Annotated in this window: 17 protein-coding genes and 1 pseudogene; 10 read left to right on the forward strand and 8 right to left on the reverse strand. The window is 40.9% G+C overall.

The window, feature by feature from the left end; all coding sequences use genetic code 11:
• Window positions 1-73 precede the first annotated feature (73 nt).
• The 6 genes and pseudogenes from PHAL_RS23260 to PHAL_RS0120470 form a co-directional block, all read right to left on the reverse strand.
• A pseudogene (locus PHAL_RS23260) lies at window positions 74-454 on the reverse strand (YbaN family protein); the annotation flags it as partial.
• A gap of 239 nt (window positions 455-693) precedes the next feature.
• The gene (locus PHAL_RS0120450; RefSeq protein ID WP_016710298.1) at window positions 694-3,324 is read right to left on the reverse strand and encodes a TonB-dependent receptor domain-containing protein; all 2,631 of its coding nucleotides are present in this window, start codon (window positions 3,322-3,324) and stop codon (window positions 694-696) included.
• Between the two features lie 90 nt (window positions 3,325-3,414).
• Window positions 3,415-4,368: a FecR family protein gene (locus PHAL_RS0120455; protein ID WP_016710299.1), complete on the reverse strand. Its 954-nt coding sequence runs from the start codon at window positions 4,366-4,368 to the stop codon at window positions 3,415-3,417.
• Window positions 4,369-4,385: 17 nt separating this feature from the next.
• Window positions 4,386-4,853, reverse strand: a complete 468-nt coding sequence (locus PHAL_RS0120460) for an RNA polymerase sigma factor (protein WP_016710300.1) — start codon at window positions 4,851-4,853, stop codon at window positions 4,386-4,388.
• A 176-nt stretch (window positions 4,854-5,029) separates the two neighbouring features.
• The gene (locus PHAL_RS0120465; protein ID WP_016710301.1) at window positions 5,030-6,331 is read right to left on the reverse strand and encodes a porin; all 1,302 of its coding nucleotides are present in this window, start codon (window positions 6,329-6,331) and stop codon (window positions 5,030-5,032) included.
• 104 nt (window positions 6,332-6,435) lie between these two features.
• Window positions 6,436-6,930, reverse strand: a complete 495-nt coding sequence (locus PHAL_RS0120470) for a MarR family winged helix-turn-helix transcriptional regulator (RefSeq protein ID WP_016710302.1) — start codon at window positions 6,928-6,930, stop codon at window positions 6,436-6,438.
• Window positions 6,931-7,265: 335 nt separating this feature from the next.
• Between PHAL_RS0120470 and PHAL_RS0120475 the strand changes: the two genes are divergently transcribed.
• From PHAL_RS0120475 to PHAL_RS0120490, 4 genes are all read left to right on the forward strand, one after another.
• Window positions 7,266-8,117: a D-hexose-6-phosphate mutarotase gene (locus PHAL_RS0120475; RefSeq protein WP_016710303.1), complete on the forward strand. Its 852-nt coding sequence runs from the start codon at window positions 7,266-7,268 to the stop codon at window positions 8,115-8,117.
• 67 nt (window positions 8,118-8,184) lie between these two features.
• Window positions 8,185-8,742, forward strand: coding sequence for a PH domain-containing protein (locus PHAL_RS0120480; protein WP_016710304.1), 558 nt, complete (start codon window positions 8,185-8,187; stop codon window positions 8,740-8,742).
• Complete coding sequence (locus tag PHAL_RS0120485) at window positions 8,739-10,256, forward strand: PH domain-containing protein (RefSeq protein ID WP_016710305.1); 1,518 nt, start codon at window positions 8,739-8,741, stop codon at window positions 10,254-10,256. Before PHAL_RS0120480 ends, PHAL_RS0120485 begins: the two co-directional genes overlap by 4 nt.
• A gap of 433 nt (window positions 10,257-10,689) precedes the next feature.
• On the forward strand, window positions 10,690-13,527 hold the full coding sequence (locus PHAL_RS0120490; protein ID WP_016710306.1) for a TolB family protein: 2,838 nt from the start codon (window positions 10,690-10,692) through the stop codon (window positions 13,525-13,527).
• Here the strand turns inward: PHAL_RS0120490 and PHAL_RS0120495 are convergent.
• Window positions 13,515-14,663, reverse strand: coding sequence for a tetratricopeptide repeat protein (locus tag PHAL_RS0120495; protein ID WP_016710307.1), 1,149 nt, complete (start codon window positions 14,661-14,663; stop codon window positions 13,515-13,517). The genes PHAL_RS0120490 and PHAL_RS0120495 overlap by 13 nt on opposite strands.
• A gap of 46 nt (window positions 14,664-14,709) precedes the next feature.
• Window positions 14,710-15,849, reverse strand: a complete 1,140-nt coding sequence (locus PHAL_RS0120500) for a PepSY-associated TM helix domain-containing protein (protein WP_016710308.1) — start codon at window positions 15,847-15,849, stop codon at window positions 14,710-14,712.
• A 304-nt stretch (window positions 15,850-16,153) separates the two neighbouring features.
• Here PHAL_RS0120500 and PHAL_RS0120505 point away from each other — a divergent pair, with 304 nt between their 5' ends.
• From PHAL_RS0120505 to PHAL_RS0120530, 6 genes are all read left to right on the forward strand, one after another.
• Window positions 16,154-16,768: a SemiSWEET family transporter gene (locus tag PHAL_RS0120505; RefSeq protein ID WP_016710309.1), complete on the forward strand. Its 615-nt coding sequence runs from the start codon at window positions 16,154-16,156 to the stop codon at window positions 16,766-16,768.
• Window positions 16,769-16,848: 80 nt separating this feature from the next.
• Window positions 16,849-17,676: a hypothetical protein gene (locus PHAL_RS0120510; RefSeq protein WP_016710310.1), complete on the forward strand. Its 828-nt coding sequence runs from the start codon at window positions 16,849-16,851 to the stop codon at window positions 17,674-17,676.
• On the forward strand, window positions 17,673-18,158 hold the full coding sequence (locus PHAL_RS0120515) for a pilin (RefSeq protein WP_016710311.1): 486 nt from the start codon (window positions 17,673-17,675) through the stop codon (window positions 18,156-18,158). Before PHAL_RS0120510 ends, PHAL_RS0120515 begins: the two co-directional genes overlap by 4 nt.
• 15 nt (window positions 18,159-18,173) lie before the next feature.
• Window positions 18,174-18,962, forward strand: coding sequence for a PhzF family phenazine biosynthesis protein (locus PHAL_RS0120520; protein WP_016710312.1), 789 nt, complete (start codon window positions 18,174-18,176; stop codon window positions 18,960-18,962).
• A 180-nt stretch (window positions 18,963-19,142) separates the two neighbouring features.
• The gene (locus PHAL_RS0120525; RefSeq protein WP_016710313.1) at window positions 19,143-20,321 is read left to right on the forward strand and encodes an efflux RND transporter periplasmic adaptor subunit; all 1,179 of its coding nucleotides are present in this window, start codon (window positions 19,143-19,145) and stop codon (window positions 20,319-20,321) included.
• A 15-nt stretch (window positions 20,322-20,336) separates the two neighbouring features.
• Window positions 20,337-23,483 carry an efflux RND transporter permease subunit gene (locus tag PHAL_RS0120530; RefSeq protein ID WP_016710314.1) on the forward strand — a complete coding sequence of 1,049 codons (3,147 nt, stop codon included), beginning with the start codon at window positions 20,337-20,339 and terminating at the stop codon, window positions 23,481-23,483.
• Window positions 23,484-23,563 lie beyond the last annotated feature (80 nt).

A 23,563-nucleotide genomic window follows, 5' to 3' on the forward strand; every position in this document is an offset into this window, starting at 1 on the left:
TAAGCACAGCCATAAAAATACACAAAAGTTTAATTTGTTTTTGTTTCATCACGTTACATTGCGGCTGTGTGAGAGCCGAAGGGCGCGATATCAAGTAAATCATAACCACAGACTCGATTACTGCGATAAGGTAAATAACCCAACCCGCAGGATCTGACATGAGTAACAATATAAAGCCTAATGACATACCTAAGCCCGCATACCACTTTGCTTTGGTGGGGACAATTTTGTGATCCTGCCAATGTCGCAATGTTGTGCCATAACGAGGATGGTTCAGCAACCAAGCCGCAAGTTTTGGCGATGAGCGGGTAAAACAGGCTAGTGCCAAAATGAAAAAAATAGTGGTGGGCATAACAGGTAAAACAATGCCTACAATACCAAGCCCGACAAGGATTAAACCAAGTAGTTGGTAGCCAATATTTTTATACGTGACTAAAGTTGCCTTTAAATTCATAAATAGACTTAAGCCTGAAAAGTTAAAAATGGGACGATGCGGTTAATCAATAGTACAAGATGACGACATACACTGTCACGCCAAGCCCTCAACACCATAAAGCCACCCTAGAGCTGTGGTAAAACCACAGTCAATACTCAGTATTGGTGTAAATGCACACATTGGCAACGGTTGATTTTTGTGGATCGAGTTGGATTAATATATAACGGCAGCAATGCTTTGCTGCCGCATAATGAAAATTACAGTTTGATTTCTAAGCCTATGGTGACAGTACGTCCAGGCTCTGGGACAGCAACAATTGAGCCAGCAGAAACAGCGTAACGGTCGGTCACATTGGTGATTGAGGTATAAGCACTAAAGCGTGGGCTAAATGTATAGTCTAAATACATATCAAGCTGATAACTAGCAGGAATATACGCTAGTACATTGGCTGCACCTGTGCCTGACAAAAATCCGCCTGGATGAGACTTATCTGAATGTTTTTTATAAATAAAACCAGCATCAAGAGCATCATCAAAGAGGGTGAAGCCAAGTGTTGCTACATAGTTTTTTTCTGGTGGAATACGCAGTGGAGTTAAGCTGCCTGAAAAACCTAAGTTATTACAAGTTGCTACGCCAGCAAGTTCCGCCATTTGTGCAGAGCAAATTTCAATATTCTGATATTTAGTAATGGATGCCGAGGCATATACGTATTGACTCGTATAGTTAAGCAATACCTCTATACCCGGTAAAGTAAAGCTATCGTAATTGGTAAAGGTTGAGGACGTTTCAAGCCACTCAGGCGCCGCAGGATCTAAGTTGGGTAGATTGGCCGTGGCAATCATATCTTTAATTTGCGTATCAAAATAGTTAGCGGCAATGGTTAATGAATCTGTTGTTACTAGCGCTCCACTGAACTGGCTTTCCACACCGACTTCAAATGAATTAGTTTGCTCTGGGGCAACTGGGTAATAAGGAGAGTATGAGAATACCTCATTTGAAACTGTGGTCTCATACACACTCGGCATTCTATAAGCGTGGCTGTATTTTGCTTTTAAGGTCGTATTGCTAAGTAATTGATAATAAAGCTGCGCAGTAAAATCAGTTTTCTCATCAAATTCTTGGTTCAAGCCGGTTTGATAATCTTCAGTTTCAGCATTGTGGATATTGGCATTAAGTACTAATTCTAGCGCGTCGAAGTCTAGCTGCGCATTGGCAAATAAGCTTTGGCTGGTTTGTTTACCGTTACGTGACGTTGTCGTGCCTGACCAAAAGTTGTCTTCAGAGCCTTCTTTTGGTGTGAGCTTTTCATCTTGCCACGAAAACCCCGTTGTTAGTACGGTAGGAATGGAATCTGCAAGTTTAAAAGTCGCTGTATTATAAACACTGACACCGTGACGTCGGTTTGAGTATTCGTGTAAATACTGCAGTGCATTTGGGCCTAAATTCGATCCTAATGCATTGTATTGTTTAAGCTTTGCATTGGTACTCCACAGATTAACCTTTAAATCAACCTTGTTATTATTGGTGGGTAAATAATGGTAAGTTGCGCTGGCGCTATTTACATGGGCAGTACCTGGCTCCCATTGTGGCATGGCTTCAATGCCTTGTGGAATAATACCAAAAGTACCATCGGGTAAGCGCCAGTAATCACCCTCTGTATATTTTAACCAATACGATGCAAGCATTTCACCGGCTTCTTGTTGATGGTGGCGAGTATTTACTTCTACGCTGTGCTCGTCATTAAAAGCGTAATTAAACTTGGCAAGGTAAGACTCACTGGCAAAGCTGGTGTTAACCACTTCTGCACCTTGATTGACGGGAGGCAGTCGTTCAAAGCCGCTATCGGTTACATCAACAAACTGATCATAACCATGACTCCCAGCAAAATAATTGCCGGTTTCTTTTTTACTGTAGGCAAGTACCCCGCTAAAATCATCGCCTTTGTAAGCTGATGCCAGTACCAAGCCGCCATTTTCAAATTGGCTACTGTCTTGATCTTGAGTTACTTGATAATACTCTTGTTGCCAAGGATCATCGCTTATCTCGGGTGTTTTATTGTTGTTGTAAGTTTTTAATTTCATTAACACACCAAACTCTTGATTGGCGCTTAAAATATCGCTCGGGTTGAGGGTGCTAATTGTGACCGTACCGCCAATAGCACCTGCACCATAAGGTGAAACTCGACTAGAGGCGCCTTTTTCAACACTGACTGTGCTGATCAAATCAGAATCAATATAGGTTCTGTCAGATGTACCCATATAGCCTCGGTTGGTATGGGTTGACTGCAAACTCCCATCAATAAAAACCGGCACACGGCCTTCCCCCTGTACACCACGAATACCAATATCCAGTGCACCAGCTTCATTACGCAGGTTGTTAGCTTCAATACTGGTATGAGTTGAGAAAATATCAGCGTTGGAACTACCTTTAGTACGCTCTAACTGTTCGCGATTGAGGTTTATTTGATCGCCTTTGACAACAATGACTTCGATGTCGTCAGCGTGTTTTGGCTGCTCTGCTAAATTAGCCTGCAAATCAGCGGGAGCAGTTGTTGTGGCTGTTGTGTCAGTACCTTTGAGGATAATAGTGTTGCCCACTATTTCAGCTATTATTGCCGTGCCTTGCAAGGTTTGCGTTAATGCATCGCGTACTGTTTTTTGCCCATACAAAGCGGGTGCTTGCAAGTTATCAAGTAAATTTGCATCTGCGATTAAGCTCATATCAGCTTGTTCAGCGAGTTGGTTAAGTGCTTGGCTAAGTGGTTGTTGAGCAATATTAAAGGTGACTATATTGCTCTGTGCTTGAGCCGCTAAAGGCTGGCTTAACACTAGCCCTAAAGCAAGCGTGAGAGTGGTTAACTTTGAACAGTGTCGCGAAGTGCTGAGCATTGTAATTGTTCCATATAAAGCAAAATTGATTTATATGAAAACGAATGAAAATGAGAATCCCTCAATAAATTTTGAGTTTTTTTAAATTAATTAATTTTCACTCATAACCACATGATTATTATTGTTTTTAATTTCTATAGGCAATACGTGGGGAAGAAGATTTAAAAAATTGTCCAGCTCATTAGCATTAAATGTACCTGAAATCATCATGTTTCTAACGCTGAGTTTGGTAAATTCAAAGTTAACATCGTGATAGCGGGTAAACTCAGCACATACTTCGTATAGGGGCACATTGTTAAAGACTAAGCGGCCGTTACGCCACGCATCGACAAGGTGTGGATTTATATTTTGCACCTCGACTCCTTGTTTTGTCAGTACGGCTTGTTGCCCCTGAACTAGTTCAATGAGGTGCTGTGAGTTATCAGTGCTCTGTACTTTTACACGGCCATGATCAACGCTTATCCGCGTGCTATTGCTTTTACTATCAACACTAAAGCGAGTACCTAACACGGTAATATTTGCGCCGTTAGTATTTACAATAAAGGGACGCTGTGGATCTTTGGCAATATCAAATAAGGCACGACCTTGCTTTAACTGGCTGACTCTTTGCTTAGCATCAAACACTAATAACAGTTGGCTTTGCGCATCCAAACTGAGCTGACTACCATCGGGTAGTTCAAAGTCGATTTGTTCTCCCCGCGCTGATTGATATTGAGCATGAAAACTTGGCAAGTCACTGTTTGGCCAATACTGATAACTAATAAGGCTGATCACCATCAGTGCTGCACAGGCGGCGATAGCCCATATTTTACTCAAGCCTGAGTGCTTGGTTGCATCATTAACTTTGGCTGTTTGTGCATCGTCAAATTTTGCCAGTAGTAGGTTTACTTGCTGAGTTTCTTGATAAGCTGCTTGGTGTGCTGGGCTTTCATTTAGCCAATGCATAAATGCTTGTTGCTGGGTTTTATTTAAACCAGTTCGTTGTAGCTCGAGCCAGTGGTTAGCCTGCTGTTGAAGTTGCAAAGGTGTTTGATGACGGGTCATGATTGTTATTCTCGCACTTATTTCTTTATTGCATCACGGCATGCAAGCATGGCTGTCGCTAAATGTTTTTCCACCATACTTACTGAAATACCCATTTGTTCGGCTACTTGTTGGTAGCTTAGATTTTTAAATTTATACAGCGTAAAGGCTTGTTTAGTTTTCAGTGGCAGCTGATCAATGCAAGTATAAAGTAATTCGAGCTGTTGTTGGCTAGCTAATTTTGCTTCAGGCTCATAATCACAGGGGGCAACGAGTTCGCATTCTATGGGATCAACGAACTTCTGGTTGCGGCGATAATGATCGATCACAATATTTTTAGCTGCAGTAAAAAATAGTGCCCGTTGGTGATTTTCATCGTAGTTTGTTTGATTAATGCGCCCACGGAGTAATCGAGTATAAGCTTCTTGTACTATGTTTTCGGCTTTATCACGACAGCCCACAGAGCGAGAAATAAAGCTTAGAACTTCAGCGTAATGTCGTTCCAATGTGTACCATCCGTTTCCAAAAAAGAGCCAGATGTTAGCGGTTTATTTAGTAAATAGCAATTATTATCGTTTATAAATATTGTGAATTCTCGATTGTGTGCGGTTATTACTGTGCAGAATGAAAGTAAGCGTAGGTGAGAATGCACCCAGCAAACACGCTGGGTGACTGAATAAGCCTAAAAATAATAGCCTATATTGATATTAAAGCGACGTTCTGTTTCATCGCTATCGCCTGCGACAGAGCCGCCAACAAAAGCTTGGTTTCGAGCATGCACTAAATCAAAGTAGGTAAATAAGCCACCTGCAGCAACGGATACGCCGGTCACATTCATCCAAGTATCTGCGGTATCATCAGACTTGTTATAAACAGCGCTGTAATCATTGTAAAATTGCAGATTGCTCACAGGCCCCCATTCTACCGGTAAACTATACGCGACATTCAAACTGCTGGTGGTTGCATCGGCTGCAATTGAGTCATAAAACGCATAGGCGCCTACCGCGATGCGGTTGGTGTCATCAATGTTGTAATCATATTCTCCATGCTGTAGCTGAATATTCCAGTTATTAATATTGCTATTTACATGCAATGCCCATGCATTGTAACTTCCGGCACGCTCTTGGCCGTCATGTAAGCCCCCAGCTAAGCCAGATACACCCACTTCGGTGATCATGCCTTCACCGTGTTCAAAGTAATAAGCGTAGCGCCCTGTAAAGGTATTGTACTCACCAAGCTCTCTGGTTGGTGTAGCATAAATACCTTCGTCGGCGGTGCGGCTGCCGACAATATCGTACGAATAGCGGTGGCTACGATCTTCTACGTAACCATCAATCCCACCGAGTTCATCGTTTTTGAAAAACCCTAAGTCTAATTGCCAGTTATCAGCCACTTTGCGTTTAAACATTATCCCTAAATCATGGTCATCTTCGAGGCCAAGGTAGTAGTTTGCGCTAAAAAAGTAGTTATGCGAATTATATGGATCGTTACCAAATGGGACTTTTGTTATACCTACCTGCATTTGCCAATCATCAGTAAATTGATACCCTGCCCAAGCTGATTTTATCGCGGTCATGTAATCAAAAAAGCGAATTTCGCCGCCTATCAACACGCCGCCGATATCACCAGAAACATTTAAACGGAAGATATCAAAATCAAAATCGCCACCGCGATTTTTATTACCGTCATCGTAAGAAGTATGGCTGTAGTTGGTACGAATCGCGCCACCAAACTTTACCCCAGATAACGCTGTTTCAGTATTATCCTGCGCTTGCTTTGCAATGATCTCGTTTTGCTGCTCAAGCTGTTGGTTAATTTTTGTTTGTTTGGCTTTTTCAGCGGCTAACTGCTGTTGTAGTTGCTGCATTTGTTGTTGCAGTTGATTTAGTTGGGCTTGTATAGCTTCAATGTTCGAAGAAGCGTATGAGGCGCTAGTTGTAACGCCTAGCATAGTTGCGACAGCCAACTGAGATAGTTTGAGCATGATATATCGCTAATCTAGAAATGGATATAGATAGGATAGACTAATTGTACCTCAAACCCAAGTTGGTCATTTATAAACTATGCTTAAATGTATGTTTAATATATTTATTCTGTTATTTTTCCTTCAGCAGCTCGGGTAAGCAGACCCACTTCTAATAATGGTGCCGCGTCGATACTTTGTGCATCCATCATAGTTGCAATGCGCTGCATTGATGAAAGTAACTGGCTTTGTTCCCACTCTTCTAAAGCGCTAAATTGTTCGATAAAGTGCTCTTGCAAAGGTTGTGGCGCTGCTAGCAATATAGACTTACCACTTTGTGTTAAATACAGACTGACTCGACGCTTATCTAATTGGCTACGCACACGAGTCACTAAATCTCGGTTCTCTAAGCGGTCTAAAATATTGGTAACAGTTGCGGGGCTTAAATTAACATTTTGCGCGATGCGACTGGCGGTAATACCGTCTGTTTGAGCGACTTCTGTCATAATTAGTAGCTGTGGACCGGTCAGACCTGACGTTTTATTTAACTGCTTAGAGTGCAGATCGATCGCGCGGATCACTTTACGTAAAGAAACCAATAACTCGTCATATTTTTTCATTTTTATCTCATTAGCAGCAGGTTTGCAGTTTAGGTGTGATCGCAACTAATAAATATTACACATCTAATAAATAGAGTTCAAATTAATGAAGAGGATTAATACTGTAATACTGGCTTTACAGAGTGGTTTAAAGACTTTTTATATTATTTGAGTTGAAATCAATTTCCTCTAAAACATCGTTGTTAAATTACACGTTATTACCAGATATTTTACTAATAAGAAGCGACAGAGTGAAAAATTATAGAATTTGACACAAAAACTCACTAAATAATATTTACTAACAGGCCGAGTATTGGGTAAGGTGGGTTAGGCTTTTCATTTTTATGGGACGTATTATGAAGTTATCTCCATCTGTAAGCATAGAACAAACAGACACAGGCTTAGAGTATATTAATGTTGCAAGTGAGTTTTGTAGCGCGAAAATTTTCCTACAGGGCGCGCAGCTCACTGAATTTACACCAACTGACAAAAAACCTTTAATCTGGGTATCAAGCGAAGAAGATTACCAAGAAGGCAAAAGTGTACGTGGTGGTATTCCCATTTGCTGGCCATGGTTTGGGGTTAATGCAAATCCAGATTGGCCAATTCATGGTGTCGCGCGCACAAGCCTATGGCGTGCGAATGAAGTATCTGAGCAAGATGATGAAATACGTGTCAGTTTAACTCTGCCGATGGCTCAAGTGGATGAGACTTATTGGCCGCATAAATCAACGCTTAAAGTGGAATTTATACTAACAACTAAGCTTGAAGTGCGTTTAACAACAACAAATCTAAGCGATCAAACGATTACGTTTACGCAAGCACTGCACACCTACTTCCCAACACCAGCAATTACTGAAACTCAGGTTGATGGACTACAAGGCTCAAAATATATTGAATTTGCTGAGGGCCCATTTGAACAAAATGAACTGGTTGGTTTTGCTCGTGAAACAGACATGGTTTATACCCAAGCTGCTGCGACACAGCGTATCATTACCCCTGATGGTATTATTGAAGTAGGCCGCGAAAATTCAACATCGTGCGTACTATGGAACCCATGGATTGATAAATCAAAACGTTTATCTAATTTTGCTGATGACGAATACCACACGATGTTGTGTTTAGAAGCCGCAAATGTAATGGATGACAGTGCTGTTGTAGCCCCAGGTGCAAGCCATACTTTAGCGACGACCATTCGTTGGGTTTAATACATAGGTTATAGTGGTATTATAAATTGAGCCAACGCCTTACTACGTTGGCTTTTAAGGAATTAAAGTGTTCGAAAACCACCAATTAGACGCCTTGCCTCAACATCAAAAAATTATTTTTAAGCCGCTTGCAGAAAAGGCGTTATTACACGCTCAGCTAAGTTGGCTATTGTTTTATATTCCATTAATGGCTGCCTTAGCGGTGGTTTGCTTTTTTAACCACGCTTTTGCTGCTATTGCGCAAACACCGTTACTCATTGCTTTACCAAGCATTTTGGTTATCTCCTTACTGTATAATATCGTAAGTATACGATTGAAAGGAATTGCTATGCGCGAGCATGATATTGCGTATCGTAAAGGGGTTATCTGGCAACAAGTGACTGTTTTACCGCTGGCACGGATACAACATACTGAAATTCATCGTGGGCCCCTAGAGCGAAAATTGGGCTTGGCGAGCTTGCGATTATACAGCGCGGGTGGCATGAGTGCAGACCTTAATATCAGTGGCTTAAGCCATGACGATTGCAAAGACATTCGTCAATTTATTCAAAAGTACACCGAAGCGAGGCAAACATCTGTCCATAGTTCAGCGCCGCTTAGTGATAATAATGAGTTAGTCGGATGAATAACATAGTGTGGCAGCGTGTATCGCCCTGGGCGCTTGGTTATTTTGTATTACATTTTGCGTTTCGATTTGTAAAAGACGGTATTTTTAATTTACTGCCAATTTTGGTGGTGTTTGTTACCCAAGTGCAAAACAAGCTGTTTTGGGGGCAGGTAGCTGTCGCAATAGCGGTTGTTGCGTTATTGGTTTATTCGTTTGCCTATTACGTTAACTTCCGTTTTTGTATTTCTGATGAGCATGAGATCTTGCTCAATAAAGGGGTGTTTAAAAAAGAGCGCTTAACGCTTAACTTTTTAAGGGTGCAAAACGTTAATATTACGGAGCCGTTTTATTTTAAACCACTTGGCTTAGTTAATTGTATTTTTGATGCCGCAGGTAGTGTGGGTCAAGAGGCTGTACTACCAGGGGTGACAACTCAATATGCTGAACAAATACGCGAGCAGGTGCTGGCTTTTAAAGAAACGCAGCAAGCAGATGAGTTGCAACCACGTACTGAAGATACACGGCCAAATGCTATGGAACATCACTTAGCGCTAACGAATAAAGAAGTTGCGAAGTTTGGCTTGATGTCGAACATGGCGATTTTAGCGCTGGCTGCGCTTGCGCCATTTATGAATGTGATGCTGGATTTTCTAGAAGAAGTCGTGATCAACCGCCTTGAATCTTTTTATCAGCAAGAAGTTGGCATGTTGGTGGATGCAGCGGCGTTAGCTGTTTTTTCGCTACTTGTGGTGATCGTTGTGATTGCGGTTTTGTTATCGATATTGATGTCGTTAATTCGCTTTTACAATTATCAGTTGTACTTTCAGGGAGGAAAATTTAAACGCATTGCAGGGTTGTTAGAACGTCATCAACTGTCGGTCAGTTTTGAAAAAGTGCAATCGATTGTGATTAAGCAAAACTTAATTGCGCGATTATTAAAGCGTTATACCGTGCAATGTTTCCAAGCTTCTAGCGGTGGCTTTGCGGGCGCTAAGAGTAAACAAAGTTTAGTAATGCCCGTGCTTGATGTTGAGCAAGTTAACCAGGTGTGTCAGTGGTTGTATCCATGGCTTGATTTTAAGGCCCTTAATTTTAAAAGGGTTGAAAGAGCATTATTAATTAAAAATATGTTCGTATACGCCTTAATTCCTAGCTTACTCTTTGCTGGGCTGTGCATGATGAGTGACACGCTAACACCTGCTTATGGGGTATTAAGCTTTTTGCTGTTAAGCGTTTTAGTGTATTTATCATATAGTCGTTATGGCTATTACTTTTACCAACATGAAGGCCGCTTTTATGGAGTATTTCGCAGCGGTATGATTGGCGTACAATATAGAGTCTTTGAGTTATATAAAGCACAAAGCACACACAGTACGAGTACTTTCCTGATGCGTAAAGCGAAGTTGAAGAGCTTGTCTATACAACTTGCAGCAGGCATAGTTTCCTTGCCTTACCTCACGACAGAACGAGCTGATGAGATTATCAACTTTACTTTGTACCAAGCTGAATCAGATCTACGAAGTTGGATGTAAAAAACATGCAATTGCAAATAATTATCAATTGCATTGATCTATTTTAAATTCACTTTATACTTAATCTCATCTTATCTCATTCAATGCGGGGTTATGATGGCATTAGTACTTTGTTTAATCGCCTTTTGTTGTGTATTGCTATTAATGTGTAACATACGTAGCCAGAAAAAAAATTCACAGTCTTGTATACGTTGTGGGGTGTTTGTTATTGGTAGTTTGATTACCCTTGCTATGTATAGTGCGGGCCTTGGCGTGTTACGTACTATATTGGTATTTGTCGTTTCAATATTCATAGTGAGTTTGTTGATCACTTTAGTACAGCCGTTGGATCTTGACTAGCAAATCAGTTGCACACGCTTTCTTACATTTTTATGCTCTCTTTTTATGCTTATTTATGACCATAATAGTTATAAATAAAATATCAGGGAACATGATGAAAAAAACACTACTGACTTTATCGTTATTCTTAGCCTCCCATGTGCAAGCGGCACCACAATGGCAAACCATCCACACAGAGCATTTTAATATTCATTACAGCGAAGAGAATGCTGACTGGGCACGCTCAGCTGCAAATGAGTTAGAAATAGTGCGCGCTAAGGTGCTCGAGCAACAAAATCGTGCGTTGGATGAAACAGTTGATGTGGTCGTGTTTGATCCGCTCAATGCAGCGAATGGCTTTGCTTTACCTGTGTCTAATAAACCCTTGATGGCACTTTTTACTACACCACCGCAATCAGATACGGTAATTTCTAATAGTAGTGGTTGGCAGCAGTTACTTGTTTTACATGAGTACATTCATTTAGTGCACTTGGCACAACCAACACGCAGTCAATGGCGTCAAAAACTGCGTAATATTTGGGATCTTTATGATATTAGCTACAGCGATATGCCGCGCTGGGTAGCCGAAGGTTACGCAACGTTACTCGAATCAAAAATGACAGGTCGTGGGCGCTTATTCGATAACTACAGTGAAGCAATTTTAACTGAGTTTGCTCAGCAGGGGGCTCTGCCCAGCTATAGCCAGTTAAATAGCACTGATGGTGGTTATTTAGCTGGCTCTATGGCTTATCTAATGGGCTCACGCTTTTTAGATTGGTTAGAGAAAAACAGCTCAGAACAAACTCTTGATGCAGTTTGGACCCGCATGCAAGGTGTAAAGCAGCGTGATTTTGATAAGGCTTTTACAGGTGTATTTGGTGACTCTGCAAGTAAGCTATATAGACGTTTTATTGCCGAATATACCTATCAAGCAATGAATAAAGAGCAGAGTGAGCAGTCACTTACTAGTGAGTTGTGGCTCAAATTAGATTTATATGCCAGCAACCCAATATTATCACCTAATAATCAACAGCTTGCAGTTGTGGAACGTAATAAAGAGGGGAAAACACAGTTATCCTTGTATAGCACAGAAGATAACCTCGAGGCGGCTGAAGAGTTTCAAAAAGCACAGCAAGAGTTACTTGCAGACGATCCTAAAGATATTGCCGATAAGCCGCCAGTGATATTTAAACGTAAGCAAAAGCAGCTACTTAATCAGATCAATCGCGCAGGTTTGCAAAACCCTCAGTGGCTAAATGACGAGGTGCTATATTTTTCGGCTTATAGTCGAGTCGATCACCTTGAGCTGCAACGATTATCTGACATATTTAGCTGGCATACAAAAACTGGTGAAGTAAAACAGCTTACCGAGTTAGCAGGATTGAGACGTTTTACTATTGCTGATAACGGACAAGTACTTTACGCCGAACAAGTTAAGGGCGGTTACTCGGAGTTAGTGCGAGTTGACTTACAGACAGGACAAAGTCAGCCATTATTTGAAAAGAGTTTAGCAACGGTTTACGACTACCCTGTACTTAACCCAAATCAGCAGCAACTCGCGTTCCTCAAAACGGAGTTTAACCACAATTGGCAGTTGTATATACAAGATTTGCAAGGGCAAAAAGCCTTGGCTGTGCCTATGCCAAAGGGTTATCAGTATTTATCCCAACCGAGTTGGAGTGAAGATGGTAGGCAGCTCTATTTTGTCGCGGGACTTACTGGTTCTACAGATATTTATCGTTATGATTTAACTTCTCAGCGTTTATTTAAACTAACTCAAGGACAGCAAGCAGTCGCTAATCCGTTACCATTGACAGAGCAAGAGTTGCTGTATTTCTCAATCAGTAGTGATGGCCCCGATATTATGAAGCTACAGCTAAGTGATAGTGAAGAAGTAACAGAGTTTGCAACGACGAGCATTGCACCACTATTACTCGTTAATGAGCACACTTTGCCAAAAGCTAAAGTCTATCAACAGCCTATCGGGGAGCAAATGAGTTATGATTTATGGCAGCAAAAAGCCACGTTTGCGCTAGGTGAGCAATATCACTCTGCTGCTGCGGCTTTACTTTCAGCCAGTGTTAAAGGCAGTGATCTGCTCAAGCAGCTTGATTGGCAACTCGGCTATAGCATTGACTTACATGACACAGCCTTAAAAGGCATTTATGCTCAGGCGCGTTACAGTGCGCTCGCGGTGAAGCTCGATAGTCAGTTATTTTCTTATGACTTGGATGCTAGCAAGCAGTATCAACAAAGCCTATTCGCAGAACAATCAGTACAAGGTGGTTACTTTGCTGCAAGTTTACCGCTGCGTTTTGGTGAATTTAAAGTACAACCAGAGTTGGCTTATAATTACTCTGAAATAGATGATGTAATTTATGACCAAAAGCAAAGTTCACAATGGCTTAGAGTCGCTGTTAAGCAATCGTGGAGTTATGACATACAAGATTTTGCAATTGGCCAGGCGGTTAATGCACGCTGGTACAGTGGTGACAATGAGATACAAAACTGGCAGGGCTATGATCTTGCTGCACAGCTGTTCGGCAAAATATTCGATATTCCTTTATACGCCAATTTCAGCCAACAATATCGAGATGACAGTGAGCTGGCATTGGGTGGTTTTAGCTCGTCTTTATTATCAAAAAACACTCGCAGTGACTATGTTTTTGCACCAGAACTCCCTTTTTATAGCGCGCTCGGTAATCGCTACCAAGGCTATGGAGGGGGGATTAGTTGGGAAGAAGGCATGCCATGGCTTTATTACCAACAACATCAAGTTGATCAACACGTGTATGGCCAAAGTTACGGTATTAAGTGGCAAGGTCCGTTTAGTTTTGGCCTTGGTCCTGCAGGGTTAAATGATCTGCAGTTTGACTTTGGCTTGGTCAAAGTTGAAGGTGATAGTTTTGCCGATGAGCTCAGAGGCTGGCTCGGGTTTTATTATTCGCTGTAAATGTTAATAGAGGCCAGCTTTGCAGCGTAAACATTGCGTTGCTGCTGGTCTTTTTCAAGTTTTATTGCTTGTTTTAATAGTTTGTGAGCATCATTTAAATTACCTTGTTGATAACGAACTTTGGCAAGCGCGACATAAGGTTCAGCTAAATAAGGTGCTTTTTCCATTGCGTCAGTGATGTGCTTTTTAGCACTCATTAATCGACCTCTTAATGCTTCGTTTTCACCCAGCGCAATTAATTCGAAAGGATCTTTTTCTTGTGCGCTTAATAATGAGTCAAGTTGTGCAACTAATATTTCATTCCCAATATCCTCAGCAAGAACTTTATAATTACTCAATAAGTTTAAACTTTGCAGTTGTTGATCGAGTGCCTTTTGATAGATCTGTTGGCTGGTTGTTAAGTCGTTAACACGTCGGTGTAGTATGGCTGCAAGATTAAATAATTCAGGGTTGCTTGGAGTGTATTGATGCGCTTTTAATAGCAAGCTATAGACTAAGTCGTAATCTTGTTTTAGCAAGGCATCAGCTGCTAGATTGCTGTAATACTTAGCAACGAGATCCTCATAACTGGCAGTTCCGACATAAAAACTACCCTGTGAAGGAAAATAATCAATAAGCACGCCTGGTCTAATGAAGTTGATATGACCCTTTTTCTCAATTAAAGGGCGGTATAACTTAGTGCGAAAGTGATTAGCCACAAAGACTAGATTACTTTCTTTACCATAGACCGGTTCACTCGTCATTTCTTGAAAACTAGTCTCAAGGTTAATTAAGTTGGCGTAAGCTTGCGTTAATATCGCTAGGCTTATGCAGTTACCATGGGCTGATTCAATCGTTTGTTGTGCTGTAAGGGTATCACCGTGATAACTAAAATGATTTAAGCTACGCTCAATGTAGTTATAAACAATAATATCGTCGGTTAAATCATTTTGGCGCTGTTTTTCCACATAGGCTAGAAATGTTTGTACTTCATTATTAGCAAGTTGAAAAATAACTTGCTCAGTTGCAACAGGGCGTAACTTAAAAAGCGAGTGGTTGAGCAAGCTCGTAAGTGATGGAGCTGTGGGAGGGGGCGATTCCGTACTTTTACAAGCCGTTAATAAACATATTAAAAGTAATAAATAGTAGAATTTCATAGTTACCTCAGCGTTTCAATCAAAGTACGCTGAGGTGATTATTTAATCAAGCATTTAATTCGTTTGTTGCGCGCCTGTGCTTACGGTTTTTTTGAGACTGTTTTTTACGATTACGGCGACTCAGCCATAAGTAAAATCCCGTGCCAGCAAGCCATACTGGGCTTAGCCCAATGACGCACCATAAGATTTTACTGAGTAAACCTGCAAAGTAGCCAAAGTGGAGTTTTCTAAAACTATCAATTACTTGCCAACCAATGCCCACTTCGCGAATATCCCAGTTTGCCATATGTTCACCGGTTTGTTTGTTATAACTAACTGTGTTGGCGTATTCGCTTGCCAGCGGGTTACGGCTATCCACTTCGCCGAATAGCGTGATATTTTCATCAGGTTCAAGTGGCATTACTAAAAATGTGCCGTTAAAAGTGGGGATCTGCTTTTTGCTATCATCAAGAATAGCTTGAAAATTAATGTTCTCGCTGTATAAGTTATTAGTGAGTATAAAATGCTCTTCTTCAGCGTGCTCCACGACTTCGTGGTACCACACAGCCCAATTGAAGTAACCACCAGTGATCGCCAATATCAAAATAATCGGTGAACCCAGTACGCCGGTCATTTTATGTATATCACTGAGTACAATTTGCAGCGTTGCACGCCAGCGCACTGAAAATAAACGCTGCCAGAATTTACGATAAATAATTAAACCGGTTACACCGAGTACGAATAAAAATATTGCAAAGAAGAAACCCAAAACAGTACCCGTTTGCCCTGGTAAAGACTTTAAATCATTGAGTAAAAAGGTGTAATGCAGCTCTAAAAACCAATCGGTAAAGTAGTGGCTGGTACCAACGGGTTGCGACAAAACCTCTCCAGTATATTGATTTAAATGAAATTTATACCAAGAGTCAGTACCGCGTTTTACTAAATAAACGCGATCGGCGGTGTTATCATTAAAAATCTCCCAACTACCTACGACATAATCCGGAAATGTGTTTTCTGCCACTGCGATCAGGTTATCAATAGGCTGTCGCTCTAAGGAATTGTTAACAACAAAGTGGCTATCAGGCATCAGCAGGCCATCAATTTCACTTTTAAATACTAATACACTACCAGTAATACTGATCACGATGAGTGGCACTAAAGCGCAAAGGGCAATCCAGCTGTGTATTTTAAAAAGTGTTTTTCTCATGGGCCAACTAGCTATTAACGTAAATTTACTGGCATGATAACAATTCTCAGTGTTATTTCAATTTTAGACGGCAATTTAACCGTCGCTTTTTAGCCGACATAAAAGCATTTCAACTTGGCAACTGTAAGCTTATCTTGCCGCGTTGTACCTGAACTAATTTTGTACTGTTGGTTGCTTGTTTACGTTAGATCTTTACAATGCCGCCCCTTTTATAAAGCACGTAAAAACAGTGCTTTACAATAATTTTCTGTTTTATTCATACATTGCTAACTTATTAATCAATTACTAACGAACGAGGTTTACTTTGGCGCATTACCTGCCTATTTTATCGTCATTTATTTTGGTGTTTAGTTTTTTACCGCTACTCAATAAAATTAGAAAAAACCGCAGTGTATCAGGGTTGTCACTATTGATGATGAGCTTTGGTGTGGCGCAAAGTATTTACTTCATTACTTATAATTTGTATTTTTCGCGCTTTTACATGGTATTACCATTTGTGGTGACGGGGTGTTTGAGTGGATTAATTTTGTATTATTTTGCGCGTTATAACGCAAAGCGTGAAGAGCGAGTGCAACTAGCAGCTATGCTTGGCTTCTCCCTATTACCATTCTTACTGCTGCTCAACCCAGCTCTTGAGGTTGCAACAGTACTTACGTGGCTTACTTTTGTAGGGTTAATTATGAGTTCAGTAAGAGTGATGCCACAAACCTATAAAACATTGCGCAGTGGTGATATTAGTAACCTAAGTGCCCGTTATTTCAGCTTGCAGTTTATTGCTGGTGTTTGTGGCTTATTTGCAGAGCTTGCAATGGCAGCGCCTAGTACTTCGCATATTTTAACGTTTGTAATGATCTTACTCACCAATGCCGCTCAACTTGGTTGTATTCAATATTATAAATTACGCCCTGCTATGATTTAAATTACCTGAATAAAAAACATTCAATTTAAAAGTTACTGGTTTTATGGCAAATTACTCTATCAAAACAAAAGGGATAGAGTATGAACTGGAATCAGCTCGGCTATTTATGCCGGTTATTTTTGCCATCAAGTAACCTTACATCAGCGCAAAAAGCTCAATTAAGCAGTGCTAGGCATTTACGTATTTATAAGTGTGGGCAGCCAGACAGTTCACTTGCTACGCAATTATCGGCACATATTATAAATAGTAGTACGGAGCATGAGCAGCAAAAGCTGGCGCTATGCTACGAGCAATTACCCAGTACAATTGACTATCGCGGCTTTGAATACAAAAATAAGGTAAGTTACTTGGCGGTTGTTTTTGCCATTTTTATCGCGATTAATGTTATTTATCAGCTTTACGTAATACCAACCTTTGTAGCTGTATTTAATGACTATCAGGTGCAGCTGAATAGTTCATTTAGTTACGTAACGCAATTTTGGTACGTATTTGTATTATTACTAGGATGCCTTTTTATAACCACTTGGCTCAGTGCTATACGTTTAAGTCAAATAAGTAATTTACTTAAAGCTGATAACTCCCCCAGTATATTTGATTTTATAATTCCACAAAAAATTAAGCGCCAGCATATTGCCCTTATAGCAATACTTGAGTTTCCAATTAAAGGCTTGAAAGAAAATTCGGATATTCCCGAGCTTGATCACCTACACAGTTGCCAACTACACGGCTTAGATATAAGTAAAGAGTTTGCCTTTTTAGTAAAACAAAAAGCGTTAGAGTTAAAGCAAGATGCCAACGCGCACCTTAATAAATTTATCAGTGTTCTAACTATTGTGATGGTTATTGTTATCGCACTATTTTTAAAAGACGCTTACCAGCCTATTTTTGCACTTGGAGAAATATTATGAGATACAAGGGATTTACCCTCATAGAGCTGATGGTGGTTATAGCTATAATAGGTATTCTAGCCTCTGTAGCATTGCCGCAATATAGTAAATACATTCAACGTAGTGAGCTTGTAGAGCCACTAGCCATGGCGGCAACCATTCGCGAAGATGTCGCTGCATTTTATTTAGAGCAAGGGCGGTTTCCTGTTAATAATGAACAAGCGGGCGTACCGAACGCTGAGCTTTTGATTGGTAATAGAGTCACAAGCATTACTGTTGAAAGTGGTGCTATTCATATTAACCTTGGTAACAAGGCATCAACCCCATTACAAAAAACAATATTGTCATTTCGTCCAGCGGTTGTGACCGGCAGTCCAACGAGCCCGATCACTTGGTTGTGCGGGTATGATCAGCCAGTAACAGGTATGCAGGCGGTGGGTGAAAACAAAACTAATGTACCCAAAGAACTTTTGCCGTCATCATGTATTAACCGATCTTTTTAGAATTAAAGGACAGCAATGCAACTAACTATCCACCAAATAGATGCGTTTACTAACGAGTTATTTAAAGGTAACTATGCAGCGGTAATCGACTTAGACACTTGGCTTGATGATGAGCTGATGCTAAAAATTGGCGCGGAAAATAATGTCTCAGAAACAGCGTTTACTTGTCGCCAAGCTGATGGCAGTTATGCCATTCGTTGGTTTTCACCGTTAATGGAAATTGACTTTTGTGGGCACGCCACTTTAGCGGCTGCTTTTGTATTGTGTGAACAGCATGATTTATCGCAAATTCGTTTTCAGGCAGCTGCAGTAGGCGAGTTAATCATTAATAAAAATAATGATGGCAGCTTTGCTATGACCTTTCCAAAGCAAGCACCGATTGAGGCTGAAAATATACCCGTTGAACTATTAAACGGCTTGTCTATACAACCATGTAAGGTGTTGAAAAGTAAACAGGCTTACTTTGCAGTTTATAAAAGCGAGCAAGATATAATTAATCTTAAAACGGATTCTAAATTACTTAAAACCTTATTCCCACTGGATGTAGTGGCTACAGCGCCGGGCACAGAGTACGACTTTATCTCGCGTTACTTTTGGCCTGCCAGTGGCGGCGATGAAGATTTTGTAACAGGCTCTATCCATACTGGCCTTGCACCTTATTGGGCGCACGTGCTGGGTAAAACCTCGCTTAACGCTTACCAAGCTTCTAGCCGCGGTGGGAATATTTACTGTGAAGTCGCTGATAATACGGTAACGTTAACAGGTCATGCGGTACGCTATATGCAAGGTACACTTTATTTGTAATGTGTTTAAAGATACCGCGGCGGGTTTTAAATACTTGGCTTTGTAGTCAGTAACCAGTGTGTCATCGCAAAAAATTAAAGTAAGCGTGTTGTTTCTGTAACAGTTGCTTACAAATGTCACCTTAATGTTTCATCTAGCTCTGGTATTATGGCTCAAGTAGAAAATTAAGGGGTAGTAATTATGCGAACAACGATATTGAAGTGGGCGCTTCCATTTGTTGCGCTAAGCTTAGGGGTTGCTGGTTTTGTAGGGATCAACGCGATTGCCCAAGAGCCAGAAAAAAAAGAAGTAGTTGATACACGGCCGGTGGTGAGAGTTGAACCCGTTGCAGCAAATAACCATCAAGTCGTTATAAATAGCTACGGCGAAGTTAAGCCACTGGAGAGCACTCGGTTATCAGCACAGGTGTCAGGTGAAGTTGTCAGCTGGCACCCTAATTTTGTTGCTGGTGGTATTGTTGCTCGTGGTGAGATCTTATTCACAATAGAAAAAGATAACTACCAAGCGGCTTTATTACAAGCGCAAGCTGAACTAGCTCAAGCTCAAGCGCAATTAATTGAAGAACAAGCACAAGCTAAAGTAGCTGAGGATGAAGCAAAACGTTTCCCAGATAAAGAACGTACAGCTTTATTCTTACGCAAACCACAAGTATTGAGTGCTGAGGCGTCGGTTAAATCAGCCCAAGCTCGATTAAAACGCGCGCAACGTGACCTAGATAACTGCGAAGTAACAGCCCCTTATGATGCACTTGTTGTGAGTCGTGAAATTGGTGTGGGTCAATATATCAATATGGGCACACAAGTGGCTGAGTTAAACAATATTGAAACTGCAGAAATTATTATCCCTATCGCTGGTTTTGACAGTGTATTTTTACCAGAACGTGTAAAAGGTATAAAAGCAACTGTTATGAAAACAGGTCTGCATGGTTTTAGCCGCGAAGCTAAAATCGACCGTGATTTAGGTGTGGTAGATAACGCAACCCGCATGAGCAGTTTAGTGGTGCGTATCGATGACCCATATGGCCTAATAAACAAGCAACATGCGATTAAGTACGGTACCTATGTGCAAGTAAATTTTGCCGGTGCTATGTTGGAGAATATCTACCGTTTACCGCAAGAGTTAGTCAATAATCAAACTGTGTGGATTGTTAACGCAGAGCAACAGTTAGAGCCTCGTAAAGTAAAAGTGATCCGTGAGGAAGGGGAATATTTTTACATTAGCGATGGTTTAGAAGCGAATGATCAACTCGTACTTACCTTACCTGAGTATCCGCAAAAGGGCATGGCAGTAAAAGTCGCTGGTGTTCAGGATGTTAAAAAAGTGGATGCACTAGATAGTGCCGCCACTGAAAAACTATAAAAGGTAGATTACGTTATGAGCAACACTGAACTGCCTAATAATGAAAAACAAAGCGGCCTGATCGCTTATTTTGCTAATAACTCCGTCGCGGCAAATTTAATGATGGTTTTCATTATTGTGATGGGGATCATTAGCTTTTTAACCATTCAAAGGCAGATGTTCCCGAACATTGAAATTAATTACATTACTATAAATGCCAATTACCCAGGGGCATCGCCGCAAGAAATGGAAGAAAGTATCTTAATTAAGATTGAAGAATCTTTAAAAGATATTACTGAAATTAAAAAAGGCACCTATCGGGCATTTCGAAATGGTGGCAGCGCGCAGTTAGAAATTAATACTGATGCTGAGTTAACAGAGGTGCTGGATAAAATTAAGTTGCGAGTTGATGGTATTGCAACTTTCCCCGCGGGAATGGAACCGGTCACTATAAGTCAGATTGAGTTTCGCCAAGATGTAATTGGTATGACGCTTGTTGCCGATTTACCTCTTGATGAGCTAAAACCGATAGCTAACCGCATAGAAGATGAGCTATTGCAGCTATCAAATGTGTCATTGGTGGTTAATGATGTACCTTTAGATGAAATTGCCATTGAGATAGAGCCTGATACATTACGCCGTTATAATCTTACTTTGAGTGAAGTCGCAGCTGCAGTACGCCGCTATTCAGCAAACTTTTCTGCAGGACAACTGAAAACCGACTCAGGTGTCATATCCGTAAGGGTTGAAAACCAACTTTACTCTGGTGAAGAGTTTCGTCAAATACCAGTAAAAATTGGTGCTAATGGTGCAAAAGTATTACTGCAAGATATTGCAGTGATAAAAGATCAGTTCATTGAGGGCGAACGTTACTTTAAGTTTAATGGTGAAAACGCCGTTTACTTATCGGTCAAAGCGACAGAGGAACAAAGTATTATTCCTGTTGCGGATTCAGTAAAAGCATTTATAGATCAAAAAAATAAAGAGTTACCTCCGGGCGTACGTTTAGAGCCATTAATGGATATGACTTATTACTTGAATGCGCGTTTAGAGATGATGCTAAGTAACCTGATCCAAGGTGCTATTTTAGTGGCTATTATGCTGTCGTTGTTCTTGCGCTTTAAGCTTGCATTATGGGTAATGATTGGTCTGCCAGTGTGCTTTTTAGGTGCGATGATGATGATGCCATTGTTTGGCGTCACTATTAATATTTTGTCATTATTTGCCTTTATTATGGTGCTAGGGATTGTGGTGGATGACGCCATTGTCATTGGCGAAAGTGCTTATACGGAAATAGAGAAGAAGGGCGGTGGTGTTGTTAATGTGGTTAATGGCGCTAAAAAAGTCGCCACTCCAGCCACATTCGGTGTACTAACTACTGTGGCGGTATTTGCGCCATTTACCCTGTCTTCAGGCCCTGAGAGTGCATTCTTTTACGGTATTGCAGTGGTGGTTATGCTGTGTTTAATTTTCAGCTTAATCGAGTCAAAACTGATTTTACCAGCACACATTGCACATACTAACTTTTCGCCGATCAAACCAGATAGTTGGCGTGCGCGTTTTAATAAGCGTTTTTTTGGTTTCGTAAATGGACCTTATCGACGTTTTATCGTGCGTTGCGTTGAGTGGCGATGGGCTGTATTTTGCTCATTTATTGCTTTGCTAATTATTACCTTTGCTCTGATTGCATCAAACCAAGTGCGCACTGGTTTTATGCCTAAGATCCCGCACGATTTTCCGCAAATTAATTTAGAAATGAACGATAACGTCTCTGATATGCAAACTATCGAAGCAATACGTGAAATTGAAGCCATGGTGGTGGCGGTCGATAAAGAAACTGAGCGTGAGTACGGGCATAAGTTAGTTCGAGATGTATTAGTGTTTAACCAAGGCCGTACAGAAGCACAGTTATTAGCGCCTTTGGTTGAAGAGGATTTACGTCCTTATAATGCATTTGAGCTGTCTCGTCGCTGGCGTGAACGAATGCCAGTTATTGCCGGCGTTAAGTCGTTAACGATTTATGATGATGTGAACAGTCAAGGCGGTGGTGATGGTGAGTTTGGTTACTTACTGTATGGCTCAGACATTGACACGTTAAATGATGCAGGACGTCGTTTTATTCAACTATTACAGCAACAAGAAGGCTTGTTTGATATTAGTTCGACCATCGATCCTGCCAGTAAAGAAGTGCAAATGAGCTTAAAACCGGTTGCATATGATTTAGGCTTGGATTTAGCGTCGATTGCAAATCAAGTCGGCGCCAGTTTTTACGGTGGCGAGGCACAACGTGTTATTCGCCGTGGCGAAGAAGTACGCGTTATGGTGCGCTACCCTAAATTGACCCGTGAAGCATTTTCATCACTTAAACATGCTGTAGTTACAACACCGCAAGGCAAAGAAGTGCTGCTTGGTGATGTAGTAGAACTGACGGAAACACCTGGGATCAGCTATATTCGTCGCGAAGGTGGTTATCGTACTGTTTATGTTTATGGCAATATTGATGAAGAAGTGATTGAACCAAACGAAGTAATAAATCAAGTCAAAGACAAACTGTTACCGCAGCTTAAAGAAGAATTCCCTACTGTTAAATCGGAGCTAGGTGGCGCAATTGAAGAGCAGCAGGCGCAAGCCAATCAACAGGTAATGTTCTTTTGGGGGGGGATGATTTTAGTCTATATCTTATTAGCTGTACCGCTAAAAAGTTATGCGCAACCTTTGATTGTGATGTCGGTGATCCCATTTAGTTTAACTGGCGCAGTTTGGGGCCATTACTGGTTTGGCTTAGATCTGACCTTAATGTCTGGTTTTGGTATCATTGCAGCAGCGGGTGTGGTTATTAATGACTCGCTGGTAATGACTGACTTTGTTAATCAAGCGCGCCGAGAGGGGATCGCGATTAAAGATGCGGTAATAGAAGCAGGTTGTGCGCGTTTTAGGCCAATTTTACTGACCTCGATCACAACCTTTGCAGGTGTATTACCGATCATGTTTGAAACCAGCTTGCAAGCCCGATTTGTCATACCAATGGCCGTTGCACTTGGTTTTGCAGTGATGTTTGCAACGCTAATTACTTTAATTTTGGTGCCGTGTTTATACATTATCATGAGTGATATAGGTAAAATGTTTAAAGCTTTTTTTATGAGGGCTGCTCACCTATTAAACCCTAAGGCATATAGCAGTTAAATACTGAGAATTAAAAGCCAATACTTTATGTGTTGGCTTTTTTGTTTTTATAGACCTAAGTATTGGTTTTTATTCACGGT

Origin of the sequence: Pseudoalteromonas haloplanktis ATCC 14393 (assembly GCF_000238355.1) — a bacterium.
Classification (GTDB): domain Bacteria; phylum Pseudomonadota; class Gammaproteobacteria; order Enterobacterales; family Alteromonadaceae; genus Pseudoalteromonas; species Pseudoalteromonas haloplanktis.

What these genes read in the sequence shown, in the direction of transcription:
- PHAL_RS0120450 (WP_016710298.1), bottom strand. Translation starts at nt 3,324, where the DNA reads ATGCTCAGCACTTCGCGACACTGTTCAAAGTTAACCACTCTCACGCTT.
- PHAL_RS0120455 (WP_016710299.1), bottom strand. Translation starts at nt 4,368, where the DNA reads ATGACCCGTCATCAAACACCTTTGCAACTTCAACAGCAGGCTAACCAC.
- PHAL_RS0120465 (WP_016710301.1), bottom strand. Translation starts at nt 6,331, where the DNA reads ATGCTCAAACTATCTCAGTTGGCTGTCGCAACTATGCTAGGCGTTACA.
- PHAL_RS0120470 (WP_016710302.1), bottom strand. Translation starts at nt 6,930, where the DNA reads ATGAAAAAATATGACGAGTTATTGGTTTCTTTACGTAAAGTGATCCGC.
- PHAL_RS0120475 (WP_016710303.1), top strand. Translation starts at nt 7,266, where the DNA reads ATGAAGTTATCTCCATCTGTAAGCATAGAACAAACAGACACAGGCTTA.
- PHAL_RS0120485 (WP_016710305.1), top strand. Translation starts at nt 8,739, where the DNA reads ATGAATAACATAGTGTGGCAGCGTGTATCGCCCTGGGCGCTTGGTTAT.
- PHAL_RS0120490 (WP_016710306.1), top strand. Translation starts at nt 10,690, where the DNA reads ATGAAAAAAACACTACTGACTTTATCGTTATTCTTAGCCTCCCATGTG.
- PHAL_RS0120495 (WP_016710307.1), bottom strand. Translation starts at nt 14,663, where the DNA reads ATGAAATTCTACTATTTATTACTTTTAATATGTTTATTAACGGCTTGT.
- PHAL_RS0120500 (WP_016710308.1), bottom strand. Translation starts at nt 15,849, where the DNA reads ATGAGAAAAACACTTTTTAAAATACACAGCTGGATTGCCCTTTGCGCT.
- PHAL_RS0120510 (WP_016710310.1), top strand. Translation starts at nt 16,849, where the DNA reads ATGAACTGGAATCAGCTCGGCTATTTATGCCGGTTATTTTTGCCATCA.
- PHAL_RS0120515 (WP_016710311.1), top strand. Translation starts at nt 17,673, where the DNA reads ATGAGATACAAGGGATTTACCCTCATAGAGCTGATGGTGGTTATAGCT.
- PHAL_RS0120520 (WP_016710312.1), top strand. Translation starts at nt 18,174, where the DNA reads ATGCAACTAACTATCCACCAAATAGATGCGTTTACTAACGAGTTATTT.
- PHAL_RS0120525 (WP_016710313.1), top strand. Translation starts at nt 19,143, where the DNA reads ATGCGAACAACGATATTGAAGTGGGCGCTTCCATTTGTTGCGCTAAGC.
- PHAL_RS0120530 (WP_016710314.1), top strand. Translation starts at nt 20,337, where the DNA reads ATGAGCAACACTGAACTGCCTAATAATGAAAAACAAAGCGGCCTGATC.